The following is a 13,543-nucleotide window of genomic DNA, read 5'->3' as shown; positions in this document are numbered from 1 at the left end:
GCTCACACCGAGGTCTGGTGGATCAGGTCGCGCACGCGCGGGTAAATCTCGCGCTGCCAGCGCCGACCGCTGAACACGCCGTAGTGGCCCACGCCCGTCTGCACGTGGTGCTGGCGCCAGTACGGGCGCACCGCGCTGCACAGGTCCTGCGCGGCCACGGTCTGGCCCACCGAGCAGATGTCGTCGCGCTCGCCCTCGACGGTGAGCAGCGCCGTGCGGCGGATGGCCTGCGGCTCCACCTTCGTGCCGCGCCAGCTCAGCTCGCCGCGCGGCAGGTCGTAGGTCTGAAAAACCTTGCCCACGGTTTCCAGGTAGAACTCGGCCGGCAGGTCGGCCACGGCGAAGTACTCTTCGTAGAAGGTCTGCGTGGGCAGGGCCTCGGTGCGCAGGCCTTGCGCCAGGCGCTTGTAGAGCTCTTCAAAGGCGCCACGGTGGCGGTCCTGGTTCATGCTCATGAAAGCCATGAGCTGCACAAAGCCAGGGTAGACCTTGCGCCCCGCGCCCTTGAGGTGCCAAGGCACGGTGTGAACCAGGTTCTCTTCGAACCAGCTCAGCGGTTTGCTCGTGGCCAGGTCGTTCACCGTGGTCGGGTTGACGCGGCAATCGATGGGGCCAGCCATCAGCGTCAGGCTGCGCGGCTGCGCCGGGTGACCGTCCTGCGACATCAGCGCGGTGGCGGCCAGCGCGGCCACGCAGGGCTGGCAGATGCCCATCAGGTGCGAACCCGGCCCCATGCGGTCAAGGAAGCGGATGAGGTGCTCGGTGTAGTCGTCCAGGCCAAAGACCCCGTGCTTCAAAGGCACGTCGCGTGCGTTGTGCCAGTCGGTGATGTAGACGTCGTGGTCCTGCAGCAGGGTGCGCACGGTGTCGCGCAGCAGCGTGGCGAAGTGGCCGGACATGGGCGCCACCAGCAGCACGCGGGGCTGCTCGGGCGCGCCCTCCTTGCGAAAACGCAGCAAGGTGGCGAAGGGCGTGCGCATCACGGCCTCTTCGGTGATGTCGTAGGCCACGCCCAGGCTTTCAACCGGGCCGATGCCGAAAGACGGGCGGTGGTGGGTCAGGCCCAGGCGGGCGAACACGTCGCTGGCGGCGGCCACGCTGCGCGCGATGGCACCACCGGACATCAGCTCGTGGGCGGTCGATTCGGCCGGACCGTCGGGCAGCACGTGGTGCAACCAGTCGGACAGCCCACGCGCTGCCGCACGCCAGGGACCAAGCATCGCGTGTTGGGTTTCGTAGGCGGCATACAGCATGTGGTGCTCGGCTGGTTCAGGTGAAGGTGACTCAGCAAGTTGCGAGCCACCCCGGCGGCTACCGCCGTCCACAACCGGCGTTTGAGACACCAAAAGCGGCCAACAGCCCCGGGTGGCATGCGCTTTGCTCGCGTTCACCACCACACGATGAGGAGACACCATGGCCCCCACAGCCCAGGCCCCCGCACGCCCTTCTGCGGCCAAGAAGGCCGCCGCCAAGAAGAGCCCTGCGCCCAAGGCCATGAAAACGGCACCCGCCGCCACCGCCGAGCTGACCATCACCAGCAAGAACTACTCTTCTTGGTCATTGCGGGGATGGCTGCTGGCCCGCTTCTCAGGCCTGCCCTTTGACGAAAAGGTGCTGCCCCCCGACGACCCCAGCACCCGCGCGGAGATCCTGCTGCTGGCCTCGTCCATCCGCGTGCCCAGCCTGGTGCACGCGGGAACGCACGTCTGGGACACCCTGGCGATCGCCGAATACCTCAACGAGGTGTGCCCCGATGCGCGACTGCTGCCGGCCGACCGCGCCGCGCGCGCACACTGCCGCGCCATCAGCGGCGAGATGCACTCGGGCTTCTCGGCCCTGCGCTCTTCACTGCCCATGAACCTGCGCGCCCACTTCCCCAAGTTCAAGGTGTGGTCTCGTGCGCAAGCCGACATCGACCGCATCTGCGACATCTGGCGCGAATGCCTGAGCACCTACGGCGGCCCCTACCTGTTCGGCCCGCACCGCACCGTGGCAGATGCCATGTACGCGCCCGTGTGCACGCGCTTTGCCACCTACGACGTGCCGCTCGACAAGGTCTGCGCGGCCTACCGAGACCTCATGCTCGGCCAGCCCGAGATGAAGGAGTGGCTGCGCGACGCCAAGGCCGAGCCCATCGACATCGACGAGCTCGACGTGGAGTTCTGATCGCGCCGCCGCAGGCTCAGCGCGATGAAACCGCCGCTTCCGGCCAGCAGCCCGAAGGCGCCGGCACCGCGCACACCGGCTCCACGTCGATGGACGTGAAATCGGCCGGGCTGACGATCTCCAGGTACTCCATGTCCGGCGAGTAGTCGAACAGGAAGTGGCGCACGCCGGGGCGCTGGTGCACGCAGTCACCGGCCTTGACCAGGGTCTCCTGGTCCTCGTACATGAACTTCGCCCAGCCCTTGGTCATGATGACGATGTGAAAGTCCGCCTCATGACGGTGCCAGCCCGTGCCCTTTTCCGGCGCGTGGTGGGCCTTCACAAGGTGCGCAACCACCTTGCCGTTGGTGGCCGCCGAGATGCCCAGGTCCTTGTAGAGGAAGAAGTCTCGCAGCCCGTCGCCGCGCCACTCGGCGTCTTCCGCCCTGGTGTGGGCGAACTTGGTGGAGGTGTCCAGCATGATCGAGTCCCTTTCTGCGCCCTCATGGCGCCCAGCCCATGACACCGGGCGCCACGCAGGTTTCGTTCCCGGCACACATTCCCGGCACAATGCGACTTTCGAGTGCACGACCGCGACGCCACCATGAAGACCACGCCCCCCCTGACCGACTCCGAGATCAACGAACTCGACGAGCTGCTGGCCGCTGTGCCCGCCCCTTACGAGACCGTTGACGCGGTCATCCTCGACGGCTACCTGGCCGGCGTGCTGGTGCAACCCGTGCAGCTCGAGCCCGAGCAGTGGCTCTCGCCCGTTTTCGGCACCGAAGGCATGCCCGAGCCCGGCATCGAGGGCTGGAGCGAGAAACAGCACACCCGCCTGGTGACGCTGATCACGCGCCGCAAGGACGAGATCCTGCGCGGCATCCTCGAAGAAGGCTGGTTCGACCCGATCATCCCCATGATCGAAGAAGAAGACGGCCAACCGGCCAAGGGCGAAGCCGCCTTCGAAGGCCTGGGTTACTGGGCCGCCGGCTTCGAGTGGGCGCTGGCCAACTTCCCGCAGCTCGAAGAAGCCGCCCTGCCCGGCGTGCCCGACCTGCTCGACTCCATCTGGCGCCACCTGCCCGAGCAAGACGAGGCCCAGCAGGCCATCACCAAAGCCCTGAACGAAGACCACCCGCTCAAGAACCTGGACGAGGCCATCGAAGCCCTGGTGTTCGACATCGTCGACCTGGCCCAGATCGGCATCGAGCAACGCCACAAGGTCGAGACCGTGGTGCGCGACGGCCCCAAGGTCGGTCGCAACGACCCCTGCCCCTGTGGCAGCGGTCGCAAGTACAAGCAGTGCCACGGCGCCAACTGAGCGCGCCGAGCACCCGGCCCCCAAGCCCCCTCGCCCGCCGATGAGCGCCGACACCTCGGCCTGCACGCCTGCCTTGCGCATCCAGGTCGCCTCCGACCTGCACCTGGAGCGCTACCCCGACTTCACCCCGCAAGCGGCCCCCGACGCCGACGTGCTGGTGCTGGCCGGCGACATCGGCTCCTACCAGCCGGGCTCGCTGCTGCCTTCGGCAGACTTCGCGCTCACGCGCTTCTCACCCAAGGCACCCGGAGCGCCCTGGCGGCGCGTGCTCTTCGTGCCCGGCAACCACGAGTACGACGGCCTGGAGCTGGGCCCCACTCGCGAGCGACTGCGCGCACTCTGCGCAGACCTGGGCATCACCTGGCTGGACCGCGAGGTGGTGGAGATCGACGGTGTGCGCTTCCTGGGCACCACCTTGTGGTCCGATTTCGAGGCCCTGGCAGCCACCGAGCGCACCGAGACCAAGCGCCAGCAGGCGCTGTCGAAGGCCTTTCGCGCGGCCAACTTCTACCTGCGCAAGAACACCACCCGGCGCAACGACCAACCCATGCTGGCCGAAGACCTGCGCGAAGAAGGCCTGAGCTGCCAGCAATGGCTGCGCGAAGCCCTGGCCCAGCCGCACGACGGTGCCACCGTGGTCGTCACCCACTTCGCGCCCACGCTGCACAGCGCCGACCCACGCTACGGCCTGGTGCCGGGCACGGCGGGTTTCTGCAATGGGCTCGACGACCTGCTGCCGCACGCAGACCTCTGGGTCCACGGCCACCTGCACTGCCCGGTGGACCACACCGTGCGCGGCCGCACCGGCCCCGACGCCGCCACCGGCCGCGACTGGGCCTGCCGCATCGTGGCCAACCCGCGCGGCTACTTCAGCAAGGGCGAGCAGACGGGGTTCGTGGAACGTCACGTGGTGACGGTGCCGCTTGGTCGCAAAACTGAGCTGGATCAAGAACAGCGCCATCAACCGGCCTAAACTGAAGCTTTGACACCAACCGCCCGAGGAACCGAACCATGAAGATCCTGCTCCCCGTTGACGGCAGCCCCTACACCAAGCGCATGCTGGCCTGGCTGGTCACGCACGACGAATGGCTCAAGGCCGACCACGAGTACACCGTGCTCACCGTGGTGCCCATGATCCCGCCTCACGCTGCGGCCATGTTCCCGGCCGACCAGCTCAAGTCCTATTACGAGGACACCGCCGAGGGCATCTTCAAGCCCATCCGCAAGTTCGTGGCCAAACACAACCTGGCCACCAACTTCGTGGCCAAGACGGGCCACGCCCCCGACGTCATCGCCAAGCTGGCCGACAAGGGCAAGCACGACCTGATCGTCATGGGCTCGCACGGCCACGGCAACCTGATGAACCTGGTGATGGGCTCGGTCACCAACCAGGTGCTGGCGCGCAGCAAGGCGCCCGTGCTGCTGGTGCGCTGAGCGTGTGCCCTGGCCGCCGGAAGGCGGCTCAGGGGGCCGACGCAGCCGACGCGGGATGCGCCGGCTGGATCACCACCCCGGGCGACAGGGAGATGTCGTCCACCGGGATCACCTTGGTCACGTAGTAACGCGTCTCACCGAAGCAGCTGGTGGGCAAGCCCACCTTCTGCTCGTAGTGCAGGGACACGCGTTTGCCCATGTGGCGGTTGATGTCGGCAGCCACATCGTCTGCGAACACCGTGAAGTTGAACTTCTCGACCGGTGCGCCAGGCATCGAGACCAGGGCCAGCTCGCCTTCCCAGGTCTTGCACAGCCAACCTTTGTGCGAAATCTTTTGCACCCAGCCCGCGCGGTCGCCGGTGGAGTAGCTCCAGCTGAGCATGGCGTAGAAATAGGCCGCCACCAGGGCGATCAGGATGACGAGGGGCAAAAGGACGCGCTTGATCATGGTGGGGCGAAGCTGAAGGTGCCAGGGGCGGCACGCACAGCGCCGATCTTGTCACAGCTGTGGGCCGGCCCGCGTGCGCCGGCCGCCACACCCCCCGGGTTTCAGGCCAGGCGGAAGGTGCCGACGGCCGCTTGCAGGCGCTCGGCCTGGTCGCGCAAGCTGCTGGCTGCAGCGCTCGACTCTTCGACCAGCGCGGCGTTTTGCTGCGTGGCCTGGTCCAGCAAGGTGACGGCCTGGTTCACCTGGGCAATGCCCTGGCTCTGCTCGCTGCTGCCCGAGGCCACCTCGCCCATCAACTGGCTGACACGCTGCACCTGCACGATGACCTCGTCGATGGAGCGGGCGGTGGCTTCTGCCAGGTCGTAACCCTCGTCGACCTGTGCCACGCTGTCGGCGATCAAGGCCTTGATTTCACGCGCGGCCTGGGCGCTGCGCTGAGCCAGCGAGCGCACCTCGGCCGCCACCACCGCAAAGCCTCGACCTTGCTCCCCCGCGCGGGCCGCTTCCACCGCCGCGTTCAGCGCCAGGATGTTGGTCTGAAAAGCGATGCCATCGATGACCGAGTTGATGTCGGCGATGCGCGCACTGGTCTGTTTGATGGCTTCCATCTTCTGGCGCACCTGCGCGAAGTTGCGCCCACTCTCGGCGGCGCCGCCCGCGACCTGGGACGACAGGCGATTGGCCTCCAGCGCCGTGTCGGCGTTGTGCCGCACCGTGGCAGACATTTCTTCCATCGAGGAGGCCGTCTGCTGCAGCGATGAGGCCTGCGTCTCGGTGCGCGAACTCAGGTCCAGGTTGCCTTGTTCGATCTGGCTCGACGCGGTGGCCACCGACTCGCTGGCGGCACGGATGCCGCCCATCGTGTCGCGCAGTTGCGCCACGGCGCGGGAGATGGCACGTTGAACCTGGCCGATTTCATCGCGTTGACTCGAGCTGGCGCGCAGGGTCAGGTCGCCGCGAGACAGGGCCTCGGCCGCATCCACCACGTTTTGCATGCCTTGCGCCGTGTTGCGCGTGATGGCCACGGCCAGCATGCCGCCCAGACCCGACATCAGCAGGACCACCAGCAAGGTCGCGATGATCTCGCTGCGCTGAGCCTCGGCCCGCTGGGTCAGCAGGACATCGAGTTCGTCAACCACGGCATCGCTCAAGGCGAACTGGGGCAGGATGGCCTGCGTGGTGGCGTCGAAGTACTGCGGCCCGGTCATCTCGTGCGTGTCGGCGCCTTTGACCACGGACAGCGCCAGCGCCTGCATTCGGCCATGAGCGGCCACGGCTTTTTCAACGGAGCCGGCCAGCACCCGCTCGACGCTGGGGTTGGCCGCACGGGCCTTGGCCAGGGAGCGCTCCAGGTCGTCGAAGTGCGTGCGCGAAGCGTCGACCAAGGTGGCAAGCTTGCTGCGCTCGTCCGGGTCGGCGCTGCGCTTGACCAGCATGCCGGTGCCTCGGGCGCGCGCCAGGCCCATCTTCTCGGAGAGGCGGGGCAGGTCGCGGAAGGCTGCGGTGATCAGGTAGTAGCAGGCCATGTCGGCGTCCAGGGCCATGCCGCTGGCACCGGTTTCGTCTTCCAGCAAGTAAAGCATGCGGTTGACGAGGGCGGTGTGCGCCTTGAGGCTGTCGGGCGGCGCGATGCCCGCCTGGCTGACCCGGCTGGCAACGTCTTGCCAGGCCGCCTTCATGGCTTTGAGTTCGGGCTGCAGGGCCTCGCGCGGCAGCTCGGTGTAGAGCTGCTCGAGCTCTGCAAAGACCTGGTCGATGGCCTGCTGACGGGCCTGGCGGTCGGCTGATTTGCTGGCTTCACCGTTGAGCACCGCGTTGCTCAAGCCCCGGTGCTCCTGCGTCAGGCGCACCATTTTGAGCAGCAACTTCACAGGCGGCAGGCCCGCCCGCTCGTCCTCCAGTGCACGGTACAAGCCCCAGGAGGTGCTGATCACCGACAGCGTGGGGGCGGCCACCATGACCAGGGCCACCAGGGACAAAACCAGGAACTTGCGCCCGATGGGCAAGTGATGGATCCAGCCGAACATGGCTCGCACTCCCGTGCGCAGGTGGGATCGGTCCCCCGAGGCCGCTGGCGTGCGCACGGACGCCACGACGTCGCACCACCCGACTTTGGATGGTGCTCACCTCTCTTCGGCAGCCAAGCGCCCCGCTTGAGACCGACTGAACGCAAATTGTTCGGTGCAGCAAAAAAAAGGGCGGTCAGCCGTCCCTAGAATGTTTGCGCCCCACCCTTTCGAAGGCCACCCGCATGTCCGACATCCGCATCCGCGGCGCCCGCCAGCACAACCTCAAGAACCTTGACCTGGACATCCGCACAGGTGAGCTCACCGTGGTCACCGGCCCCAGCGGCTCGGGCAAGTCCTCGCTGGTGTTCGACACCCTGTATGCAGAGGGGCAGCGGCGCTACGTCGAGACCTTCAGCGCCTACGCCCGCCAGTTCCTCGACCGCATGGACCGCCCGGCGGTGGACCGCGTCGAAGGCGTGCCCCCGGCGATCGCCATCGACCAGACCAACCCGGTGCGCACGTCGCGCTCAACGGTGGGCACGATGACCGAGCTCAACGACCACCTCAAGCTGCTGTTCGCGCGTGCGGCCCAGTTGTTCGATCAGTCCACGGGCCTGCCGGTGCGCGAGGACACGCCTCAGTCGGTGTTCGAGGAGCTGCTGCGCCGCTGCGCACAAACGGAAGGCGGCCGCCGCGTGGTCGTCACCTTCGGCGCCGAGCTGCCGGCCAACACCTCGCCCGAGCAGATGGAGGAATGGCTGTCGGCCAGCGGCTTCTCGCGCATCCAGGCGCAGCGGGTGGTGAAGGTGGAGGCCGCTGCTGGCGCCGCCCCGGTGGCCAAGAAGTCCGCCAAGAAAGCCGCCGCCAAGAAGACCACGAAAAAGTCAGCCGCCAGCTCTGAAACCACCCTGGCCGAGGACGAGCGCCTGGTGCTCGACGTCGTCGTCGACCGCTTTCGCATGGGCGCAGACGCCAGCGGCGCCGACCTCGACCGCCCGCGCGTCATCGAAGCACTCGAAGTCGCCTTCAAGCGCGGCAACGGCCATGTCACCGTCTACGCGCTCAGCAACGACGAAGGCGAGCCCGAGCTCTGGCGCTTCTCCAGCGGCCTGCACTGCCCCGAAAGCCACCGCCGCTACAGCACGCCCACGCCGGGCATGTTCTCGTTCAACTCGGCGGCGGGCGCCTGCCCCACCTGCCGGGGCTTCGGCCGCGTCATCGGCGTGGACTGGGGCCTGGTCATCCCCGACGCCAAGAAGACGCTGCGCGGTGGCGCCATCAAGCCGCTGCAAACACCCGCCTGGGCCGAGTGCCAGGCCGACCTCGTCAAGTACGCGGGCGACGCCGCCATCCCGCGCGACACGCCCTGGTCGCAACTCACGGCCGAGCAGAAGCACTGGGTGCTCGAAGGCGACCCCGACTGGAAGGGCAACTGGAACAAGCAGTGGTACGGCATCCGCCGCTTTTTCGAGTACCTCGAGAGCAAGGCCTACAAGATGCACATCCGCGTGCTCTTGTCCAAGTACCGCAGCTACACGCCCTGCCCCGATTGCGAAGGCGCTCGATTGCAGACCGAGTCGCTGTTGTGGCGCCTGGGCTCGCAGGCCGATGCCGACGCGGTGCTGCCGCCTGCGCAGCGCTTCAAGCCCAAGGGCGTGGCGCTCGACGCGGCGGCCTTCGGTGCCCTGCCCGGCCTGAACGTGCACGACCTGATGCTGCTGCCCATCTCGCAGCTGCAGCGTTTCTTCGGCTTCGTCACGCTGCCCAAACAAGGTGATCAGGAAGCCTTGCAGCTGCTGCTGGATGAAATCCGCACGCGGCTGAAGTACCTGGTCGACGTGGGCCTCGGTTACCTCACGCTCGACCGCCAGAGCCGCACGCTCTCGGGCGGCGAGGTGCAGCGCATCAACCTGACCACGGCCCTGGGCACCTCGCTGGTCAACACGCTGTTCGTGCTCGATGAGCCCTCCATCGGCCTGCACCCGCGCGACATGGACCGCATCAACCTGGCCATGCAGCGCCTGGTGGACGCGGGCAACACGCTGGTGGTGGTCGAGCACGACCCCGCCGTCATGCTGGCCGCCGACCGCGTCATCGACATGGGCCCAGGCCCCGGATCGCAAGGCGGGCGCATCGTCTTCGATGGTACGCCCGACGACCTCAAGCAGGCCGAGACACTGACCGGCGCCTACCTGGGTGCCCGCCGCCGCATCGGGATCGGACAACGCCGTCCTGTGCAGGACAGCACGCCCAAGCTGATCTTGCAGGGCGCGCGGCAACACAACCTGAAGAACCTGAACGTAGACTTTCCCCTGCAGCGGTTGGTGGGCGTGACGGGCGTCAGTGGCTCGGGTAAATCCACCCTGATCCAGGACATCCTGCACCCCGCCCTGCTGCGCCACTTCGGCGAGGCCACCGAGAGCCCCGGCGAGCACGACGACCTGCTCGGCGCCGACTGGCTCAGCGCGGTCAGCTTCGTCGACCAGTCCCCCATTGGCAAGACCGCACGCTCGAACCCGGCCAGCTACGTGGGCGCCTTCGACGCGGTGCGCACGCTGTTTGCCGTCACCCCGCTGTCGCGTGAACGCGGCTACACGGCGGGCACCTTCAGCTTCAACGCGGGCAACGGGCGCTGCCCGACCTGCGGTGGCTCGGGCTTCGAACACGTCGAGATGCAGTTCCTCTCCGACGTGTACCTGCGCTGCCCCGATTGCGACGGCACGCGTTTCCGCGCCGAGGTGCGCGAGGTGCAGATCGAGCGCTTGAACAAGAAGCTCAGCATCTCGGATGTGCTCGAACTCACGGTGGCCGAAGCCGTCAGGCTCTTCGCGCAAGACGTGGACGTGGTGCGCGCGCTGCAACCGCTGTCCGACGTGGGCCTGGACTACGTCAAGCTGGGCCAGCCCGTGCCGACACTGTCAGGCGGTGAAGCACAGCGTCTCAAGCTCGCCGGCCACCTGGTCGAGGCCGCCACGCAACTGAGCAAAAGCGGCCAGCGCACCGCGCGCAAGGGCACGCTGTTCATGTTCGACGAGCCCACCACCGGCCTGCACTTCGACGACATCGCCAAGCTGATGCGCGCCTTCGGCAAGCTGCTGGACGCGGGCAACAGCATCATCCTGATCGAGCACAACCTCGACGTCATCCGCGCCTGCGACTGGCTGATCGAACTCGGCCCCGAGGGCGGTGACGCCGGCGGTCAGATCGTGGCGCAAGGCGCACCGGAAGACCTCAAGCTTGGCCACACGCACACGGCCCTGGCCCTGCGGGAGTACGAGCAGGCGCTGGGCCTGGCCGACGAAGCGACCTCCGCCACGGTGGTCAAGGCCGAGGAAGACGGTCGATCGCTCCAGGCGCTCATCAAGGCCCGACGTGATCAACGCCGAGCCGCTGCCGCCAAGGCCCCGGGCCACGACGCCATCGAGGTCGTCAACGCGCACGAGAACAACCTGCGCGGCATGAGCGTGAACATCCCGCGCGGCAAGTTCAACGTCATCACCGGCGTGTCGGGCTCCGGCAAGTCCACGCTGGCCTTCGACATCCTCTTCAACGAAGGGCAGCGCCGCTACCTCGAATCGCTCAACGCGTATGCGCGCTCGCTGGTGCAACCGGCTGGTCGGCCCGAGGTCGATGCGGTGTATGGCATCCCGCCCACCGTGGCCATCGAGCAGCGCCTGTCGCGCGGCGGTCGCAAGTCCACCGTGGGCACCACCACCGAGGTGCACCACTTCCTGCGCCTGCTCTACGTCAAGCTGGGCACCCAGCACTGCACCACCTGTGTCGATGCCGATGGCCACCCCATCCCAGTGCTGCCGCAAACGCCCGAGGCCATCGCCGCGCAGTGGCTGCGCGAGTACCGCGGCCAGCACATCGGCCTGATGGCGCCGCTGGTGGTCAACCGCAAGGGCGTCTACACCGAGCTGGCCAAGTGGGCCTCGGCGCGCGGCTTCGACCACCTGCGCGTGGACGGCGAGTTCCTGCCCGTGGCGGGTTGGGGCACGGCCAAGGGCCCCAAGATCGACCGCTACCGCGAACACACCATCGAGCTGCCCGTGGGCGACGTGGTCGTGACCCCTGAGAACGAAGCCCGCCTGCGCGAACTGCTCGCCTCGACGCTGGAACACGGCAAGGGCGTGGTGCACCTCATCACCGGGCTGGAAGGCCTGGCCGATGCGCTGGCCAATGGCAAATCGACCCTGCACATGGGCCGCGTGAAGGTGTTCAGCACCGAGCGTGCCTGCCCGAGTTGCGGCACCAGCTACCCCGAGCTGGACCCGCGCCTGTTCAGCTACAACAGCAAACACGGCTGGTGCCCCGACTGCGTGGGCACGGGCCTGGCGCTCACGCGCGAGCAGCGCAAGGTGCTCGACGACTCCCAACAAGACGACAACAAGGGGCGCGAACAAACCTTCGCCGAGCCCGATGTGGAAGACGTGGAAGACGCCGAATGCGGCACCTGCCACGGCGCACGCCTGAACCCCGTCGCACGGGCCGTGAAGATGCGTGGCCAGTCGATCGCCGATGTGTCGGCGCTGTCGGTGAAGGACTCGCGCAAGTGGAGCGAAAAGCTCAAGCTCGACGGCCGCGAGGCCACCATCGCGCGCGACATCGTCAGCGAGATCAAGTCGCGCCTGGCCTTCATGGAACAGGTGGGCCTGGGCTACCTCAGCCTGGACCGCGCCGCGCCGACCTTGTCCGGCGGTGAAGCCCAGCGCATCCGCCTGGCCGCGCAGCTCGGCAGCAACCTGCAAGGCGTTTGCTACGTGCTCGACGAGCCCACCATCGGCCTGCACCCGCGCGACAACCAGCTGCTGCTCGACGCCCTGCACACGCTGGGCCAGTCGGGCAACACGCTGGTGGTGGTCGAGCACGACGAGGACACCATCCGCCGCGCCGAGCACGTCATCGACATCGGCCCCGGCGCCGGCGTGCGCGGTGGCACCGTGGTGGCCGAAGGCACGGTGGCCGACGTGATGGCCAGCGAAGCATCGGTCACCGGCCGCTGCCTGCGCTCACCCATGCAGCACCCGCTGCGCGTGGACGACGATGGCAAGCCCATTGGCCGACGCAAGGTGGACAAGAACACGCCACAGCTGCAATTGCAAGGCGCGAAGCTGCACAACCTGCAGGGCGTCAACGTCAAGGTGCCGCTGCAAAGGCTGGTGGGCGTGACCGGCGTGTCGGGCTCGGGCAAGTCCACGCTGGCGCGCGACGTGCTGCTGGCCAACGTGCAGGCGGCCGTGGCCATCCCGTTCAAGGAACGCGCCAACACCACGCCCAGTTGGCATGGCTGCGAAAGCCTCGAAGGCTGGGGCGCCGTCGATCGCGTGCTCGAAGTCGACCAGACGCCCATCGGCAAGACGCCGCGCTCGTGCCCGGCCACCTACATCGGCTTTTGGGACACCATCCGCAAGCTGTTCGCCGACACGCTTGAAGCCCGTGCGCGCGGCTGGGGCGCAGGCCGCTTCAGCTTCAACACCGGCGAAGGCCGCTGCCCCGAGTGCGAAGGCCAGGGCATCCGCACCATCGAGATGGCCTTCCTGCCGGATGTGAAGGTGCACTGCGACGCCTGCAACGGCATGCGCTTCAACCGCGAGACGCTGGCCGCCACCTGGCGCGGCAAGCACATCGGCGACGTGCTCAAGATGGAGATCGACGAAGCCGTCGAGTTCTTCGGCTCCATGCCCTCCATCGCGCACCCGCTGCAACTGCTGCAGGACGTCGGCCTGGGCTACCTCACGCTCGGCCAGCCATCGCCGACGCTGTCGGGTGGTGAAGCGCAACGCATCAAGCTGGTGACCGAACTCAGCAAGGTGCGCGACGACATCACCCGCCGCGGCCAGAAGGCCCCGCACACGCTGTACGTGCTCGACGAGCCCACCGTGGGCCTGCACCTGGCCGACGTCGAAAAGCTCATCCGCGTGCTGCACCGCCTGGTCGATGGTGGCCACAGCGTCGTCGTCATCGAGCACGACCTCGACCTCATCGCCGAGTCCGACTGGGTCATCGACATGGGGCCGGAAGGCGGCTCGGGCGGTGGCAAGGTGGTGGCCGAAGGCCCGCCCGAGAAGCTGGTGGAAAAGGGCACGCACACCGGCGTGGCCTTGAAGGGCGTGCTGACACGATGAAACAAATCGTTCCTGTCGGCCGCTGATACGGCGGGGTCGCAGCCCAGCAAGGCAC

At 67.7% G+C, this 13,543-nt stretch carries 9 protein-coding genes; 5 read left to right on the top strand and 4 right to left on the bottom strand.

Annotated elements, in window-relative coordinates:
• Window positions 1-2: 2 nt before the first annotated feature.
• Complete coding sequence (locus tag ABG80_RS15195) at window positions 3-1,253, bottom strand: polyhydroxyalkanoate depolymerase (RefSeq protein WP_058088461.1); 1,251 nt, start codon at window positions 1,251-1,253, stop codon at window positions 3-5.
• A 241-nt stretch (window positions 1,254-1,494) separates the two neighbouring features.
• Here ABG80_RS15195 and ABG80_RS15190 point away from each other — a divergent pair, with 241 nt between their 5' ends.
• Window positions 1,495-2,166, top strand: a complete 672-nt coding sequence (locus ABG80_RS15190) for a glutathione S-transferase family protein (protein WP_058088651.1) — start codon at window positions 1,495-1,497, stop codon at window positions 2,164-2,166.
• Window positions 2,167-2,182: 16 nt separating this feature from the next.
• Here the strand turns inward: ABG80_RS15190 and ABG80_RS15185 are convergent, their stop codons facing one another.
• Window positions 2,183-2,626: a cupin domain-containing protein gene (locus tag ABG80_RS15185; protein WP_058088460.1), complete on the bottom strand. Its 444-nt coding sequence runs from the start codon at window positions 2,624-2,626 to the stop codon at window positions 2,183-2,185.
• A gap of 123 nt (window positions 2,627-2,749) precedes the next feature.
• Here ABG80_RS15185 and ABG80_RS15180 point away from each other — a divergent pair, with 123 nt between their 5' ends.
• The 3 genes from ABG80_RS15180 to ABG80_RS15170 all read left to right on the top strand — a co-directional run bounded on the left by ABG80_RS15180 (window position 2,750) and on the right by ABG80_RS15170 (window position 4,903).
• On the top strand, window positions 2,750-3,469 hold the full coding sequence (locus tag ABG80_RS15180; RefSeq protein ID WP_058088650.1) for a UPF0149 family protein: 720 nt from the start codon (window positions 2,750-2,752) through the stop codon (window positions 3,467-3,469).
• 73 nt (window positions 3,470-3,542) lie between these two features.
• Window positions 3,543-4,442 (top strand): metallophosphoesterase, encoded by a 900-nt coding sequence (locus ABG80_RS15175; RefSeq protein ID WP_058088649.1) that lies wholly within the window; start codon window positions 3,543-3,545, stop codon window positions 4,440-4,442.
• A gap of 38 nt (window positions 4,443-4,480) precedes the next feature.
• Window positions 4,481-4,903 (top strand): universal stress protein, encoded by a 423-nt coding sequence (locus tag ABG80_RS15170; protein WP_058088459.1) that lies wholly within the window; start codon window positions 4,481-4,483, stop codon window positions 4,901-4,903.
• A 28-nt stretch (window positions 4,904-4,931) separates the two neighbouring features.
• Here the strand turns inward: ABG80_RS15170 and ABG80_RS15165 are convergent, their stop codons facing one another.
• Together ABG80_RS15165 and ABG80_RS15160 are read right to left on the bottom strand one after the other, a co-directional pair.
• Complete coding sequence (locus ABG80_RS15165; RefSeq protein WP_058088458.1) at window positions 4,932-5,351, bottom strand: hypothetical protein; 420 nt, start codon at window positions 5,349-5,351, stop codon at window positions 4,932-4,934.
• 101 nt (window positions 5,352-5,452) lie between these two features.
• The gene (locus tag ABG80_RS15160; protein ID WP_058088457.1) at window positions 5,453-7,378 is read right to left on the bottom strand and encodes a methyl-accepting chemotaxis protein; all 1,926 of its coding nucleotides are present in this window, start codon (window positions 7,376-7,378) and stop codon (window positions 5,453-5,455) included.
• A gap of 224 nt (window positions 7,379-7,602) precedes the next feature.
• Between ABG80_RS15160 and uvrA the strand changes: the two genes are divergently transcribed.
• Entirely contained in the window at window positions 7,603-13,488 is a 5,886-nt protein-coding gene (uvrA, locus tag ABG80_RS15155; protein ID WP_058088456.1) for an excinuclease ABC subunit UvrA, read from the top strand.
• The last annotated feature ends 55 nt before the right edge of the window (window positions 13,489-13,543 follow it).

The sequence above is a fragment of the Aquabacterium parvum genome (genome assembly GCF_001447195.1).
Classification (GTDB): Bacteria; Pseudomonadota; Gammaproteobacteria; order Burkholderiales; family Burkholderiaceae_C; genus Aquabacterium; species Aquabacterium parvum.
Note: the sequence above shows the minus strand (reverse complement) of the source record. Positions and strands in the feature narration are given on the sequence as shown.